Here is a 15002-nt window from a genome sequence, read left to right as displayed (position 1 = left end):
GGTTATGTTTCCCGGATTAAGAAACTTCAGCATCGTTGCTGAATAGAAAGTTGTCAACTAAGTTTCCTTCTGCGATACTTATTTAAGCAAAGTTTCTTAGAGCAGGAGACGTCTGGCATGCCAAACACCACGTTCATCATCCACGCCTATGATGATGTTGAACCGATCGACATCGGCGCAACATTCGGCGTTCTTTCAATGGCCAAGCGTGTCGATCCAGGCATCGACATGATCCTGGTGGCCAACAAGGCCGGACCGGTTCGGCTCTCTAATGGACTTGAGATCATCGCTCCCTACAGCGTGACGAATTGTCCCGCCGGAGACGTGTTGATGATTCTCGGCGGGGCCGCATGGCCTCAGGTCAGCAAGGATGAGCAGACCCTCGACTTCATTCGCACGTTCGCGCAGAAGGGCATCGTGGCTTCAGTTTGCACTGGGGCGCTTATACTTGCTGGCGCTGGCCTGCTCGACGGCAAGGGTGCAACCACGCGCCGCTTCGCGCCCACCGGCACCGAGACGCCGCTCGCCTTGATGAAAAAACTTTATCCCGGCGTGAAAGGCACCGAAGCACGGTTCGTCGATTCCGGCGCGGTCGTCACCGGCGGCGGTGTCGTTCTGGCAGTCGATACAACATTGCATCTGATCGCGCGGTTACGCGGCACGGACGTCGCGAAGGAGACTGCGCGCATCATCGAATACCCATGGAGCGGCAATGACGGCGCGTTTTCCGAAGCCGCCGGCACGCTCAAAACTGCGGCCGCATAACTGAGTTGACAGCTTCTCTCGTTTGTATCCTAATAGGATACTTATTTAACAAAGGAGGATACCCCGATGGACCCACGCTTCGTCACCAAAGAACCCACACCGGGCGGTTCGGTCTATGTGAAGGTCACCGACATGGACTGGAAGCCATCCCAGTTCGAAGGCATCCAGATCAAGGTGCTATACGAAAAGCCGGAAACCGGCGAACTGACCTGCCTGCTGAAGTGGGAACCGGGCACCACGCTGCCCTTCCACCAGCATCCCGAACTCGAGCAGAGCTATGTGCTCGAAGGTTCGTTCTACGATCACGACGGCATTTGCCGCGCGGGCAATTTCGTCTGGCGCCACCCCGGCTCCTATCACGAGACCAAGAGCGACGAAGGCTGCATTCTTCTCGCCGTCTACCGCAAGCCGAACAAGTTCGGCGAGACCGCGGGATTCGGCGTCGAGAAGGAAGGCGCTCTCGCAAGCTGATTCAAGGCGACTGATCGTTCCCCCAGCCTTGATCTCGGGGCGCTGCTCGCAGCGCCCCTTTTTTACGGCCCGGTGGCCCGCGCGGTTTTCCGGGGGAGCGAATTAGCTGCGGTTTTTGGGCTCGTACAACACCACGAGAGCCTTGGCCTCGCCGGACTTGCCGCGCCCGCGATGCCTCTGGCGAGGATCGAAATAGATACAATCGCCCGGCATCAACTCGAAGGTCTCGTTGCCAACCTCGAATTCCACAACGCCGCTGAGCACGAAGATCATCTCCTCGCCGCCATGCTCGAAGAACACTTCCTTGAGGATCTGCGAGGGGAAGGTGAACAGAAACGGCGACATGTGCTTGCCGGCGGCGCTCTGCACCAGCGACTGGTAGTCGTAGCCGAACGACGTAGCGCCGCGCACGACGTTACGCCGCTCATCGGCGCGCACCACGGAAACACCTTCATACCCGGGCTCGGAGCGCTCACCAGCTCCGTTTTCAACCAGCCCCGCGAGATCCGTGCCGAGCGCCTTGGCGAGTTTTGAGAGAGTCCCGAGAGGTGGCGTCTGACGGCCGGTCTCGACCTTGGAAAGATAACCCTTGGTGAGCCCGACCTCCTGGGCCAGCGAATCCAGCGTACGCTCCTGCATCTTGCGCAGTTGCCTGATCCGGCGTCCAAGCGTGTCGATTTCCTGCTCGCCTTTAAACCCGGTTTCCAAGATGTCGGTTGTTGTCATTTCGAATCGTTTATTGTGCCGGAAGCTCTTGATTATCAACAGTCCGGCTTGGTCGGAACCGTTTTCCATAGATAGTCCCATCTATAGCAGACTGCCAGCCGTCCCATATTTGATCCTTCGCAAGTTTCCTGATAAGAAACATTGGGAAGCCTAGGGACGACACCATGCAACGGCAGTACAAAATCGCCCGTAAAGTCAGAGAAACACCGAACACGATCTCCGTATTCCTGATCTCGGACGGCGCACTGGAGCGCTTTCAAGCCGGGCAGCATCTCGCTTTCGATATTCCAGGCGTCGGCGAGCGCCCTTATGTGTTGTCCGCCTTTTCTCCCGACCCGAAGATTTATCGCATCACGGTCGTCCACACCGATGCGACGGATGCCGCAAGAGCAGCCTCCTACTGGACCGACCATGCGGAAAAAGGCGGCCTCATTCGCGCGACCGGACCGCAGGGATCGTTTCATCTCACCGCCGAGCTTGACCGGCCCATCGTCATTCTCAGCAAGGACATCGGCGAAGCCGCCGTCACCGCGATGGCGGAAGAACTGGCCGTGAGGGCATCACGGCATCAGGCCGTGTTTCTGCACGCGACGTTCAACAGCTCGACATTCGCCCTGAAAGGCAAACTGGGATCGCTAAAAGCCGATCTGCCGAACAGCGTCTGGAAAGTCTGGTTCAGCAATCCGCGCCAGATCGACCGGCCGGGCAAGGAATACGACCTCAACGGCGACATGGACCTTGGCGAGTGCGCGGAATTCTTTCCCCGCGAGGAGTTCGACGCCTACATCTGCGGCCCGAGGGAATTCGTCGCCGCAACGGAAGCCGCAATGCGCGACAACGGCATCCCATGCCGCGATATCTACACACAGGAGATGGGCGCAACCCTCGCACCGCCTGCGGAGATCGCCAACGAAAAAGAATTGCCGACGCTCCATCCGCAACCGGTGACGTTCACGACCTCAGGCATCGCGGCGACATGGACGCCCGAGAAGGGCACGCTGCTGGAATTCGCCGAAAGCCTCGGGATCACCGCGCCTTTCAACTGCCGCACCGGAATGTGCGGCATGTGCGCGCGCAAGGTGACATCGGGCGACGTTATGAAAATTCGCGAGACCTCGGCGAAAACGCGCGAGCACTGCCAGTTGATGTGCTCCACCATCCCGATGAGCAGGGTCGAGATCGAACTGTAGCAGCGCTCGCGCGCTTCTTGCGTCTTATCGCGCAACCGGCGCCAGATTCGCGTGGTGCGTCTGCCGGCACCAGTAATCGAACGTGGCGTTCACGATCGACGGCTTCAGCAGATAGTCGTGCGCTTCCCTGGCGAGCACAGGATCGACCGGCGTCAGCGGGCCAAACACACGGGCACGAATCTGCATCCGCGCGGCACGCTCGAGATAGACCGACAGATAGGTCGCTTCCTCGATCGAGCAGCCCGCGGTGAGGTAGCCATGATGGGCGAGGATGATGGCGCGCCTGGAGCCGAGAGCCTCGGAAATCAGCACGCCTTCCTGATCGGCGATTGGCACGCCCGGCCAGTCTCCGAGGAACGCGCAATCGTCGTGCAGCGGCGTCATGTCCATCTGCGAGATCACCAGCGGCTGGCGCGCCGCCGCAAGAGCCGACGCCCAAGGCGAGTGGGTGTGGATCATCGATTGCACGTCGGGCCGCGCCTCATACACCCAGAGGTGAAAACGGGTCGCCGGATTGGGCATGCCGTGGCCGGTCAGCGTGTTCAGGTCGCGGTCGACCTCGATGAAGTCATCGGGCGTGGCTTCATCGAAGCCAAGACCGAAGCGAAGCGTCCAGTAGGCATCCGGCCGCTCCGAGCGCAGGCTGATCTGGCCCGCGAGGCCCGCTTCCTGTTCGGTCATCGCCAGAATGCGGCAGGCATAAGCGAGCTTTTCCTTGGGGCTGCGCTGTGTGCCTTTGAGGTGCTCCGCCATTTCCTTTGTCGCGCGGTCGTCGAAATATTCCTTGGCGCGCAAGCTCTTCACATCCACGTTCATGGGTTCCTCCCTGTTTCCGCCAATAAGATTTCCGGAGTATCGAAGGAAGGGCGATGCGCGGCCATGAAGCGGCGCTCATAACTGAGATGAGGTGCGCGTCGGCTAATGCGCTGCTGCGGTCGCGAGTTGCAGCAATTCCTGCACCAGCGGCGAGGACGGGCGGTCCGTCCGCGTGATGGCCACGATGCGCCGCTTGAGCACGGGGCTGGCGATTGCCGTTTTCACCAGATCGTGCTCTGCAAGCACCCGGTCCGGAATCCGCGACGGCAGCACGCACGCGCCGACGCCCGAGGCGACAAGCTGCAACATCGCATCGACGGTTTCCGCCTCCGCCACGATCTGCGGTTTCTTCACCGCCGCACGCAGCATCTTGTGCAGCGCATAGTGCGGCGGAAAGCCGACCAGCTTGATATCCGCCTTGTTCAAATCGACCGGCACCGGGAGCCGGTGCGACTTCGGAGCGATCAGGCACATCTCGTCGTCGAACAGCGGAGTCGCCGCGAGATCTGCGGAATTGACCGCAACATCATAGACAAAGCCCAGATCGGCCCGGCCGCTCTCCACCAGTGCGACTACGTCCGGCGAACTGCGGCCCATCAGCGAGAGATTAACCTGCTCATGCCGGCCAACGAATTGGGCCAGCACATCGGCGGTGAAATAGTAACTAAGCGTATGCACCGTCGCGACCCGGATGGTCCCGCGCGAAAGTCCCTCCCTCTCGCGGATGTCCTCCAGCGCCTCATCGATCGCGGCGTAGGCAGGTTTCGCCGCCGCCAGCAGCCTGCGGCCGCAATCGGTCAGTTCGACGCCGCGGCCGGTACGGACGAACAGGGCATTACCGACATACGCTTCCAGCGAGGCGAGCTGACGGCTGATCGCCGACTGGGTCAGATCGAGACCGTCGGCCGCGCGCGACAGCGATTTTGTCTCCGCGATCCTGACGAAATAACGAAGCTGGCGGTCCAGGCTCTCCATATCATGTGTGTGCTGCCGGGCGTGCGACCCGTCAAGCATCCTGCGGACCTGCGGCGTGTTGACACCCCGCGAGCCGCATGGTCCACCCTTGGTCGGGATCAGGGTGACCGGAAGGCGCCCGCGACACGCAGGATCGGCCATGAACGTCTCGTCTTTTTCGGTTGTCAAAGGATCGGTGCTGCCGCGCCATGACTGGACGCGCGACGAAGCGCAGGCGCTGTACGATCTGCCTTTCGCCGACCTGATGTTTCAGGCGCAGAGCATCCACCGCGCCAATTTCGACCCCAACCATGTCGAGACGGCGAGCCTGCTCAGCATCAAGACCGGCGGCTGCCCGGAGGATTGCGGCTACTGCTCGCAGAGCGCCCACTATAAGACCGACGTCAAGGCCACCAAGCTGATGGACCATGACGACGTGATCGCCACCGCGAAGCGCGCCAAGGAATCGGGCGCGAACCGTTTCTGCATGGCGGCGGCCTGGCGCAACCCGAAGGACAAGGATCTCGACAAGGTCTGCGACATGGTGAGCGAAGTGAAGGCGCTTGGCCTCGAGACCTGCGCCACGCTCGGCATGCTGACGCGCGAACAGGCCGACCGGCTGCGCGCCGCCGGCCTCGATTTCTACAACCACAATGTCGATACCTCGCCGGAATTTTACGGCCACATCATCACCACTCGCACGATGCAGGATCGCATCGAAACGCTGGCGCACGCCCGCGAATCCGGGCTGAAAGTGTGCTGCGGCGGCATCGTCGGCATGGGCGAGCAGGTCGAGGATCGCCTCGGCATGCTGATGCTGCTGGCGAACCTCGCCGAACACCCGGAAAGCGTGCCGATCAACCTGTGGAATGAAGTGAAGGGCGTACCCGTCAACGGTACCGCCAACGCGCCAGACCCGATCGAGATGGTTCGGATGATCGCGGTCGCGCGCATCATGATGCCGAAAAGCGTGGTGCGGCTCTCCGCGGGCCGCCAGTACATGACCGACGAGATGCAGGCGCTGTGTTTCCTCGCAGGCGCCAACTCGATCTTCATCGGTGACGTGCTCTTGACCACCAAGAACCCGCAGACCGACAAGGATGCCGCCCTGCTCGACCGGCTTGGCATCAAATCCCGGTTCGACGAGGTCCGGGCCGACAGCCAGCCCAAGGATCAAGCCAAGGACCAAATCGCGGGCTCAAGTCGCGCGATTTGATTTCGCGCAAGGCGGCGGGCGCGGCGATCCGCCACGGTCTGCGTGCCTGACAGTGCAGCTTCCCGATTCGACTCTCGACACCGAAGCTGGAAACACTCTAAAAAGGCATTCGAGAACGCCCGCCCCTCTCGTGGACGCTTTCTCGTCCATGGTTCCCGTGGGGTTTTTGGTATGGATTACAATAGGTTCTTCGACGGCGCCCTGAACCGTCTCCATGATGAACGGCGCTATCGTGTGTTCGCGGACCTTGAGCGCATCGCCGGCCGGTTCCCCCTCGCAACCTGGCATACCCCGAAGGGCGAGCGCAGCGTCGTGATGTGGTGCTCCAACGACTATCTCGGCATGGGCCAACACCCGAAGGTGGTCGGCGCCATGATCGAGACCGCGACCCGAACCGGCACCGGCGCAGGCGGCACCCGCAATATCGCGGGTAACAACCATTCCCTGATCCAGCTCGAGCAAGAACTCGCCGATCTTCACGGCAAGGAAGCCGCGCTGGTGTTCACCTCCGGCTACGTGTCGAACCAGACCGGCATCTCGACGCTCGCCAAGCTCATTCCGAACTGCCTGATTTTGTCGGACGCGCTCAACCACAACTCCATGATCGAGGGCATCCGTCAGTCCGGCTGCGAGCGCATCGTATTCCGCCACAACGACATGGCCCATCTCGAAGAGCTACTTCGCACCCATCGCGAACGGCCGACGCTGATCGTATGCGAAAGCCTCTATTCGATGGACGGCGACATTGCCCCGCTCGGCAAGGCCTGCGACCTCGCCGAGAAATACGGCGCGATGACCTATGTCGATGAAGTCCATGCGGTCGGTATGTACGGTCCGCGCGGCGCCGGCATCGCCGAGCGTGATGGCGTCATGCACCGTATCGACATTCTCGAAGGCACGCTTGCAAAGGCGTTTGGCTGCCTCGGCGGCTACATCGCCGGCAAGACCAACGTGATCGATGCGATCCGTTCACATGCGCCGGGCTTCATTTTCACCACGGCATTGCCGCCGGCGGTGTGCTCGGCCGCGACCGCCGCGATCCGTCACCTCAAGACATCGCAATGGGAACGCTCCCGCCAGCAGGACCGCGCCGCCCGCGTCAAGGCGATCCTGATCGCCGCCGGGATTCCGGTGATGTCGAGCGATACGCATATCGTGCCGGTTTTCGTGGGCGATCCTGAACTCTGCAAGAAGGCCAGCGACCTTCTGCTCGAAGAGCACGGCATCTACATCCAGCCGATCAACTACCCGACCGTGCCTAAAGGTACCGAGCGGCTGCGCATCACGCCCTCGCCCTATCACGAGGACGCGCTGATCGATCAGCTCGCCGAGGCGATGGTGTCGGTCTGGGAGCGGCTCGGCCTGCGGCTGAATGAGAAGTCGCTCGCCGCCGAATAACGGCGGACATCCATTTCTCGATATGAGCCCGTCACGTCGCCATGCTGCGCGGCGGATGTCTTTCCTTCGACAGCACGATGCGCATCAGGTCGGCGGCGTTCTTCGCACCGAGCTTGGCCATGATGCGGGCGCGATGAACCTCGATGGTCCGCGGGCTAATTCCAAGCCGCCGCCCCGCTTCCTTGTTGGACGCGCCGCTTGCGACCTGCCCCAGCACCTCACGCTCCCGGCTCGTCAGCAGATGGCGTCCGGAAAAATCTCCAAGACCCAGGATCGGCCCATCGGCAGACCGGCGATAGGCCAGCACCGCCTCGCGCACCCGATCGGCCATCATGCTCGCGGCGAAAGGCTTCTCCATGAAGTCGAGCGCGCCGCGCTTCATCGCAGTCACGGCGGTCGGGATATCCGAGTGCCCCGAAATCACGATCACGGGCGGGGCGAAACGCATCTCGGCGAGATCCCGCAACACGTCGAGACCCGAATATCCCGGCAATTGCAGATCGAGGATCACGCAGGCCGGCGGTTTCAGCCGGACCACCTCCAGAAACGCGTGGCCATCGCTGAAACTCTGGGTTGCAAACCCCTCCAGCCGAAGCAGTAGAGCCAGGGCGTCGCTAACCGATTTGTCGTCATCCACTATGAAAACGTACGCATCTCCAGGAAACGGATGGATTTGCCCCATAATTCCCCGGCGAGCATATCTATAAAATACAATCTATACGAGTATAGGCTGATTCGAGGTGGTTTACAAATCCGGCCACTTCGGCGTCCTGCTCGCGCAAAGCGCGCAACGACATGTTTCCGTCATGCCCAAAAAAAGGTTTGATGCGGCCTCGAGGGCCTGCAGGAAGGCCGTCTTCGGAGCGGATGGATGCTTGAAAACAGCACGGTAATCGCAGCGGCCTTCGGCTACATCGGCCTGCTGTTCGCGATCGCGTTCTACGGCGACCGCCTCAGCCCGGCGCAACGGGCGCGCGCCGGCATCCTGATCTATCCGCTATCGCTTGCGATCTATTGCACGTCCTGGACCTTCTTCGGCTCGATCGGCCTCGCGACCCGCACCAGCATCGAGTTTCTGGCGATCTATATCGGCCCGATCATCATGCTGGTGTTCTGCAAGCCGATCACCTTGCGAGTGATCCGGCTTGCGAAATCCCAGCACATCACCTCGATCGCCGACTTCATCGCCGCACGCTACGGCAAGAGCCAGGCGGTCGCGGCCACCGCCGCCTTCATCGCCATCATCGGCTCGGTCCCCTACATCGCCCTGCAATTGAAGGCGATCGCCTCCTCGCTCGAAACCATTCTCAACGGCCCCAACGATGTCGCGAGCCTGCCTTTCGCCGGTGACATCGCGATTTTCGTCACGATCGCGCTTGCGCTGTTCGCCGTGCTGTTCGGCACGCGGCAAAGCGATGCGACCGAACACCAGCACGGCCTGATGCTCGCCGTCGCCGCCGAATCCATCGTCAAGCTCGTCGCATTCCTCGCCGCAGGCATCTTCGTCACCTTCATCATGATGAGCCCGACCGAACTGATCCAGCGGGCGATGAAAACGCCGGAAGCGATCCGCGCGATCGAACACACGCCCTCGATCGGCAACTTCCTGGCGATGACGCTCCTGTCGTTCTTCGCCATCCTGCTGCTGCCGCGCCAGTTCCACGTCAGTGTTGTCGAAAACTCCAGCGAGGCCGAAGTGTCCCGCGCCCGCTGGCTGTTTCCGCTCTATCTCGTCGCGATCAACATCTTCGTCATTCCAATCGCGCTGGCCGGTCTCGTCACCTTCCCGTTCGGCGCGGTCGACAGCGACATGTTCCTGCTGGCGCTGCCGATCGAGGCCGGCGCGCACTGGATGAGCATCATCGTCTTCGTCGGAGGCCTGTCCGCCGCCACCGCGATGGTGATCGTGGAATGCGTGGCGCTCGCCATCATGCTGTCGAACGACATCGTAATGCCGCTGGTGCTGCAGGCCGATACCACGCCGCGAAACGGACGCGCCGATCTTGGTCGCCTGCTTCTGATCGTCCGCCGCGTCGCCATCGTCGCCATCATGACAATGGCCTATTTCTACTATCACGCGCTCGGCAACGCACAGCTCGCTGCCATCGGCCTTCTGTCCTTCGCCGCTGTCGCGCAACTCGCTCCGGCGTTCTTCGGCGGCCTGATCTGGCGGCGCGGCACCGCGGCAGGCGCCATCGGCGGTATGGTCGTCGGGTTTGTCATATGGGCCTACACGCTATTCCTGCCGAGCTTCATCGAGGTCGGACCGCTCGGAACGCAATGGCTGAAGGAAGGCCTGTTCGGCATCGCCGTCCTGCGGCCGCAGCATCTGTTCGGCAGCCAGATGTCGCCGCTGATCCACGGCCTGCTGTGGAGCCTCACGCTCAATCTTCTGGCCTACGTCGCGCTGTCGTTCTCAAAGGCGCAGACCTCGATCGAGCGATTGCAGGCGGACCTGTTCGTGCCGAGCGATCTCGCGCCGATCTCACCGAACTTCCGCCGCTGGCGCACCACCGTGACGGTGCAGGATCTGCTCACCACCGTCGCGCAATATCTCGGCCATGAACGCGCCAACGCCGAATTTGAGGCCTTCGCTTCCGCGAACCGCATCACGCTGGACCGCAACACCTCCGCCGACTTCCAGTTGCTCAGCCACGCCGAGCATCTGATCGCCTCATCCGTTGGCGCGGCCTCCTCGCGCCTCGTAATGTCGCTGTTGCTGCGCAAGCGCGCGGTGTCGGCGAAAGCCGCGCTGAAGCTGCTCGACGACGCCCACGCCGCATTGCATTTCAATCGCGAAATCTTACAGACCGCGCTCGACCATGTGCGCCAGGGCATCGCCGTCTTCAACCGAGAACTGCAACTGATCTGCTCCAACCGACAGTTCGGCGAGATGCTCGACCTGCCCGCTCATGTCGCGCAGATCGGCATTCCGCTTGCGGAAATCCTGGAATTCATCGGCGACAATCCGCGCAACAGCACCGAGACACGCGAGCAGCATCTGCGACGGCGACTCAACGCCTACACCACCGAAGGCGAGCCCTTCCTCGAACGGTTGCCCGGGCAGAATCGTGTCGTCGAGGTTCGCACCAATGCGATGCCTGGCGGCGGCCTCGTCGTCACCTTTTCCGACATCACCTCGAGCTTCGAGGCGGCCGAAGCGCTCGAGCGCGCCAACGCCACACTAGAACGCCGCGTGCGCGAGCGCACCGAGGAACTGACGCGGCTGAACAACGAACTGGCCCTCGCCAAAACCATCGCCGACGAAGCCAACATCTCCAAGACGCGCTTCCTTGCCGCCGCAAGCCACGACATCCTTCAGCCGCTCAACGCAGCACGGCTTTACGTGACAAGTCTCGTCGAGCGGCAGAGCGGCGGCGAGAACGCCCGCCTCGTCGACAACATCGACGAATCCCTCGAAGCCATCGAGGAAATCCTCGGAGCTCTCCTCGACATTTCCCGCCTCGACGCAGGCGCGATGACGCCTTCGATCTCGAGCTTCCGCATGAGCGACCTGATGCGCTCGCTGCAGGTCGAATTCATGCCGATGGCGCGGGAAAAGAATCTCGAACTGATCTTCGTATCATCGACACTGGCGGTGAAATCCGACCGCGTGCTGTTGCGCCGCCTGCTGCAAAATTTGATCTCGAACGCGATCAAGTACACGCCGACCGGCAAGGTGCTGATCGGCTGCCGTCCGCGCGGCGCGAAGCTGCAAATCAGCATCCACGACACCGGACTCGGCATTCCGCAACACAAGCGCGGAGAGATCTTCAAGGAATTCCACCGGCTTGATCAAGGCGCGCGGATCGCACGCGGCCTCGGGCTCGGCCTGTCGATCGTCGAGCGCATCGCGCGCGTGCTGGAACATCATATTTCCATCACCGCCAACAAAAGCGGCGGCTCGCACTTTGCCGTGACGTTGCCGGTCGCGAGCGGCTACAATCAGGTTCAGGTGCCGACGAACGGCTCGGTCATTTCCTCGAAGACGCCGATGAGCGGCACAACCATCGTCTGCGTCGAGAACGACCCCGCCATCCTCGACGGCATGAAGACGCTGCTGCGCGGCTGGGACGCCAATGTGATTGCGTCCGTCGATCCGAAGCAGGCGTGCAGGGCCATTGCCAGTTCGAACGAGCCGATCACCGGTCTTCTAGTCGACTATCACCTCGACCGCGGCAACGGCATCGCCGCGATCCGCGACATCCGGCACAAGTTCGGTGCACACATTCCGGCCATTCTGATTACGGCGGATCGCAGCCCGCCGGTGCGGGAGGCCGCGCGCGCCTATGGCATCGTCGTGCTGAACAAACCGGTGAAGCCCGCGACATTGCGCGCGCTGCTCAGCCAGTGGCGCAATCAGCAGATGGCAACGTCGCTGTCTCCGGCCGAGGCCGGTGCAACTTCACAGACGGAAGCGGAAGTTCAGGCCGACGGCTCGTTCTGACGCCACTGGCTCCCGGAAATCTTCGCAGCCACGATCACCGCCTGGGTACGGCTCTCGACGCCCAGTTTCTGCAGGATGGCCGAGACGTGCGCCTTGATGGTGGCTTCCGACACGCCGAGTTCGTAGGCGATCTGCTTGTTGAGCAGGCCTTCCGAGAGCATCATCAGCACCCGGACCTGCTGCGGCGTCAGCGTGATGAGCCGGTCGCGCAGCTTGGCCATATCGGGATCGACGCCGGCGGTGAGGTCGACATCGGATGGCGTCCAGACATCGCCGTTCATCACCTTGCCAATCGCCTCGCGCAGGGTCTCGATCCCATAACGCTTCGGGATAAAGCCGGAAGCGCCGAATTCCATCGACCGGCGGATAGTGTCGCCGTCGTCGCTGGCCGACACGACCACCACCGGGATCGCGGGATATTGCGCCCGCAGATAAATCAGGCCGGAGAAGCCGCTGACGCCCGGCATCGAGAGATCGAGCAACACGAGGTCGATGTCGGATTCTTTCTCCAGCAGAGCCGTCAATTCACCGAATGCACCGGCCTCATCGATATTCGCAGCCGGGACAACACCCCTGACCGCTTCCCGCAACGCCCCCCGGAACAGAGGATGGTCGTCGGCGATCACAAGCCGGGTGGATGAGGAAGACGGAGCCATGTCTTTGTATCTCTTCAGTTTTTAACCTAACTCTCCGAAGTGATTAAACTATACCACTCCTGCGGGCGAGGGCCGAATCCAGCCTTTTGCGATCTGCCGGATTAGTAAATCGCTCCCCCAGCCGGAAAGCCCTCCTCTCATAGAGGCAAAGTCACTGGTGCCAAAGCCTTTAATGGCGGATGCCGGACCGGAAGTGGCCACCAGACCGTGCCGGTAGTCCTCGCTCAACGGGGTAAAGAGCGACCAGCCACGGACGATGACCTTGCGGATGTCGCCATCCCGGACGACAGAGTGGTCAGCCGCGATTCGTCTTTCGTCTGAAAGTCGCCACTCAATCCTTGATCTCGATCAATGTCTCGCGGCTTCCGGGCGCGCCTTCCCCGGACTTGCGAACGGCGCCGGCCCATTGCGTCGATTTGACACCATGCGCAAAACGCCCAGCAAGAACAGCGCGATGACACGAGACGATATTCATCGGCAATCACGAAACCGATCCGTCTCAACCAAAGTATATCGTACGATATATTTTCCCGACGAATACAGTGAAGCGTTACGATACGATCCGACAAACAACGGATCGTGCATGCAAAATTATTCAAATGAGATATTCGGGAGGGTTCAATGACCACACTGACCGCAGCCGCCCCGCGGCGCGGGGGAATGACCAAGGACGAGCGCTTCGTCATCTTTGCATCTTCCCTCGGCACCGTGTTCGAATGGTATGACTTCTATCTCTACGGCTCGCTTGCCGCGATCATCGGTGCGCAATTCTTCAGCGCCTACCCGCCCGCCACGCGCGACATCTTCGCGCTGCTCGCTTTCGCCGCCGGCTTCCTCGTGCGCCCGTTCGGCGCGCTGGTGTTTGGCCGCGTCGGCGACATCGTCGGCCGTAAATACACCTTCCTCGTCACCATCCTGATCATGGGCCTTTCGACCTTCATCGTCGGACTGCTGCCCAACGCTGCGACGATCGGCATCGCGGCCCCGATCATCCTCATCGGCCTCCGCCTGCTGCAAGGTCTGGCGCTCGGCGGCGAATATGGCGGCGCAGCCACTTACGTTGCCGAACATGCTCCTCCCGGCAAGCGCGGCTACTACACATCGTTCATCCAGACCACGGCGACGATGGGTCTGTTCCTGTCGCTGCTGGTGATCCTGTTCACCCGCACCATTGTCGGCGAAGCGAATTTCGCGGCCTGGGGCTGGCGCATTCCCTTCCTGGTGTCGGTCGTGCTGCTGGGCGTCTCCGTCATCATCCGGCTGAGGCTGAATGAATCGCCGATTTTCCAGCGCATGAAGGAGGAAGGCAAGAGCTCGAAGGCGCCGCTTACGGAAGCGTTCGGCAACTGGAGCAACGCCAAGCTCGTTCTCATCGCGCTGCTCGGCGGCGTCATGGGTCAGGGCGTCGTGTGGTACACCGGCCAGTTCTACGCGCTGTTCTTCCTGCAATCGATCCTCAAGGTTGACGGCTACACCGCGAACCTCCTGATCGCATGGTCACTGCTGCTCGGCACCGGCTTCTTCATCGTGTTCGGCATGCTGTCCGACAGGATCGGCCGCAAGCCGATCATTCTGGGAGGCTGCCTGATCGCTGCCCTGGTCTACTTCCCGGTCTTCCGCATGATCACCACCAACGCCAATCCGGCGCTGGAAAAGGCGATCGAGACCGTGACGGTCCAGGTCAAGGCCGATCCGAAAGGCTGCGGCGACCTGTTCAATCCGGTCGGAACGCGTGTCTTTACCGCTCCCTGCGATACGGCGCGCGCCTTCCTGTCACAGTCGTCGGTGAAATACTCAACCGTTCCCGCGCCGGCCGGTTCGCCGGTCGCGATCTCGATCAACGGCAAGGACGTTCCTTACACCAGCGCGAAGGACTCCAATCCGGCGGTGACGGCGGCCTTGCTGGCTGCGGGTTATCCGAAGGCGACCGACGCGGGCATCGTGAAGATGTCGAACCCGTTCGACATCTTCCGCCCGCAGGTTGCAGCCGTGATCGGCCTGCTGTTCCTGCTCGTGCTGCTGGTGACGATGGTCTACGGCCCGATCGCGGCGATGCTGGTTGAACTGTTCCCGACCCGCATCCGCTACACCTCGATGTCGTTGCCCTATCACATCGGCAACGGCTGGTTCGGCGGCCTGCTGCCGGCGACCGCGTTCGCGATCGTGGCCTCGACCGGCGATATCTATGCCGGCCTGTGGTACCCGATCATCTTCGCGGCGATCACTGTCGTTGTCGGCCTGATCGCGCTGCCGGAGACCAAGGACGTCGACATCACGAAGTAACCTGCCGCACCCAGGTGCGACAGACAGCGGCCGCGGAGCAATCCGCGGCCGCTTCTTTTTATAGCCAAGCGCTGGGTGCG

12 protein-coding genes are annotated in these 15002 nt (G+C 61.7%); 7 read left to right on the top strand and 5 right to left on the bottom strand.

The genetic code is table 11. The features are described 5' to 3' along the window. Window positions 1-117: 117 nt before the first annotated feature. Together AFIDRAFT_RS11995 and AFIDRAFT_RS11990 are read left to right on the top strand one after the other, a co-directional pair. Entirely contained in the window at window positions 118-765 is a 648-nt protein-coding gene (locus tag AFIDRAFT_RS11995; RefSeq protein ID WP_009339727.1) for a DJ-1/PfpI family protein, read from the top strand. A gap of 66 nt (window positions 766-831) precedes the next feature. After that, on the top strand, window positions 832-1236 hold the full coding sequence (locus tag AFIDRAFT_RS11990) for a cupin domain-containing protein (protein ID WP_009339725.1): 405 nt from the start codon (window positions 832-834) through the stop codon (window positions 1234-1236). A gap of 102 nt (window positions 1237-1338) precedes the next feature. Here the strand turns inward: AFIDRAFT_RS11990 and AFIDRAFT_RS11985 are convergent, their stop codons facing one another. Beyond that, a complete protein-coding gene (locus AFIDRAFT_RS11985; RefSeq protein WP_040298437.1) occupies window positions 1339-1962 on the bottom strand; it encodes a helix-turn-helix domain-containing protein in 624 nt (207 codons plus the stop codon). A 164-nt stretch (window positions 1963-2126) separates the two neighbouring features. Between AFIDRAFT_RS11985 and AFIDRAFT_RS11980 the strand changes: the two genes are divergently transcribed. Beyond that, the gene (locus AFIDRAFT_RS11980) at window positions 2127-3152 is read left to right on the top strand and encodes an iron-sulfur cluster-binding domain-containing protein (protein ID WP_009339721.1); all 1026 of its coding nucleotides are present in this window, start codon (window positions 2127-2129) and stop codon (window positions 3150-3152) included. Window positions 3153-3176: 24 nt separating this feature from the next. Here the strand turns inward: AFIDRAFT_RS11980 and AFIDRAFT_RS11975 are convergent, their stop codons facing one another. Continuing rightward, window positions 3177-3968, bottom strand: a complete 792-nt coding sequence (locus AFIDRAFT_RS11975; protein ID WP_009339719.1) for an aldolase — start codon at window positions 3966-3968, stop codon at window positions 3177-3179. Window positions 3969-4070: 102 nt separating this feature from the next. After that, window positions 4071-5084 (bottom strand): LysR family transcriptional regulator, encoded by a 1014-nt coding sequence (locus AFIDRAFT_RS11970; protein ID WP_245258171.1) that lies wholly within the window; start codon window positions 5082-5084, stop codon window positions 4071-4073. Between AFIDRAFT_RS11970 and bioB the strand changes: the two genes are divergently transcribed. Then, window positions 5083-6138: a biotin synthase BioB gene (bioB, locus tag AFIDRAFT_RS11965; protein ID WP_009339715.1), complete on the top strand. Its 1056-nt coding sequence runs from the start codon at window positions 5083-5085 to the stop codon at window positions 6136-6138. The two genes, AFIDRAFT_RS11970 and bioB, sit on opposite strands and share 2 nt — an antisense overlap. Window positions 6139-6309: 171 nt before the next feature. After that, window positions 6310-7536, top strand: coding sequence for a 5-aminolevulinate synthase (gene hemA, locus AFIDRAFT_RS11960; protein ID WP_009339713.1), 1227 nt, complete (start codon window positions 6310-6312; stop codon window positions 7534-7536). 31 nt (window positions 7537-7567) lie between these two features. On the opposite strand, the gene AFIDRAFT_RS11955 is transcribed toward hemA, so the two are convergent. Continuing rightward, on the bottom strand, window positions 7568-8218 hold the full coding sequence (locus tag AFIDRAFT_RS11955; RefSeq protein ID WP_009339712.1) for a response regulator transcription factor: 651 nt from the start codon (window positions 8216-8218) through the stop codon (window positions 7568-7570). A 189-nt stretch (window positions 8219-8407) separates the two neighbouring features. On the opposite strand from AFIDRAFT_RS11955, the gene AFIDRAFT_RS11950 reads away from it, so the two are divergent. After that, complete coding sequence (locus tag AFIDRAFT_RS11950) at window positions 8408-11983, top strand: hybrid sensor histidine kinase/response regulator (RefSeq protein ID WP_009339709.1); 3576 nt, start codon at window positions 8408-8410, stop codon at window positions 11981-11983. On the opposite strand, the gene AFIDRAFT_RS11945 is transcribed toward AFIDRAFT_RS11950, so the two are convergent. Continuing rightward, the gene (locus AFIDRAFT_RS11945) at window positions 11962-12639 is read right to left on the bottom strand and encodes a response regulator (protein ID WP_009339707.1); all 678 of its coding nucleotides are present in this window, start codon (window positions 12637-12639) and stop codon (window positions 11962-11964) included. The genes AFIDRAFT_RS11950 and AFIDRAFT_RS11945 overlap by 22 nt on opposite strands. 660 nt (window positions 12640-13299) lie before the next feature. On the opposite strand from AFIDRAFT_RS11945, the gene AFIDRAFT_RS11940 reads away from it, so the two are divergent. Next, a complete protein-coding gene (locus tag AFIDRAFT_RS11940) occupies window positions 13300-14922 on the top strand; it encodes an MFS transporter (protein WP_433994120.1) in 1623 nt (540 codons plus the stop codon). Window positions 14923-15002: the final 80 nt, after the last annotated feature.

It is taken from the genome of Afipia sp. 1NLS2, assembly GCF_000178995.1.
In the GTDB taxonomy this organism is placed as follows: domain Bacteria; phylum Pseudomonadota; class Alphaproteobacteria; order Rhizobiales; family Xanthobacteraceae; genus Afipia.
This window is presented reverse-complemented; position numbering and strand designations above follow the sequence as displayed.

Excerpts from the sequence above, each read along its gene's own strand:
- AFIDRAFT_RS11995 (WP_009339727.1), top strand. The coding sequence starts at position 118 with ATGCCAAACACCACGTTCATCATCCACGCCTATGATGATGTTGAACCG.
- AFIDRAFT_RS11990 (WP_009339725.1), top strand. The coding sequence starts at position 832 with ATGGACCCACGCTTCGTCACCAAAGAACCCACACCGGGCGGTTCGGTC.
- AFIDRAFT_RS11985 (WP_040298437.1), bottom strand. The coding sequence starts at position 1,962 with ATGACAACAACCGACATCTTGGAAACCGGGTTTAAAGGCGAGCAGGAA.
- AFIDRAFT_RS11980 (WP_009339721.1), top strand. The coding sequence starts at position 2,127 with ATGCAACGGCAGTACAAAATCGCCCGTAAAGTCAGAGAAACACCGAAC.
- AFIDRAFT_RS11975 (WP_009339719.1), bottom strand. The coding sequence starts at position 3,968 with ATGAACGTGGATGTGAAGAGCTTGCGCGCCAAGGAATATTTCGACGAC.
- bioB (WP_009339715.1), top strand. The coding sequence starts at position 5,083 with ATGAACGTCTCGTCTTTTTCGGTTGTCAAAGGATCGGTGCTGCCGCGC.
- AFIDRAFT_RS11970 (WP_245258171.1), bottom strand. The coding sequence starts at position 5,084 with ATGGCCGATCCTGCGTGTCGCGGGCGCCTTCCGGTCACCCTGATCCCG.
- hemA (WP_009339713.1), top strand. The coding sequence starts at position 6,310 with ATGGATTACAATAGGTTCTTCGACGGCGCCCTGAACCGTCTCCATGAT.
- AFIDRAFT_RS11955 (WP_009339712.1), bottom strand. The coding sequence starts at position 8,218 with ATGGGGCAAATCCATCCGTTTCCTGGAGATGCGTACGTTTTCATAGTG.
- AFIDRAFT_RS11950 (WP_009339709.1), top strand. The coding sequence starts at position 8,408 with ATGCTTGAAAACAGCACGGTAATCGCAGCGGCCTTCGGCTACATCGGC.
- AFIDRAFT_RS11945 (WP_009339707.1), bottom strand. The coding sequence starts at position 12,639 with ATGGCTCCGTCTTCCTCATCCACCCGGCTTGTGATCGCCGACGACCAT.
- AFIDRAFT_RS11940 (WP_433994120.1), top strand. The coding sequence starts at position 13,300 with ATGACCAAGGACGAGCGCTTCGTCATCTTTGCATCTTCCCTCGGCACC.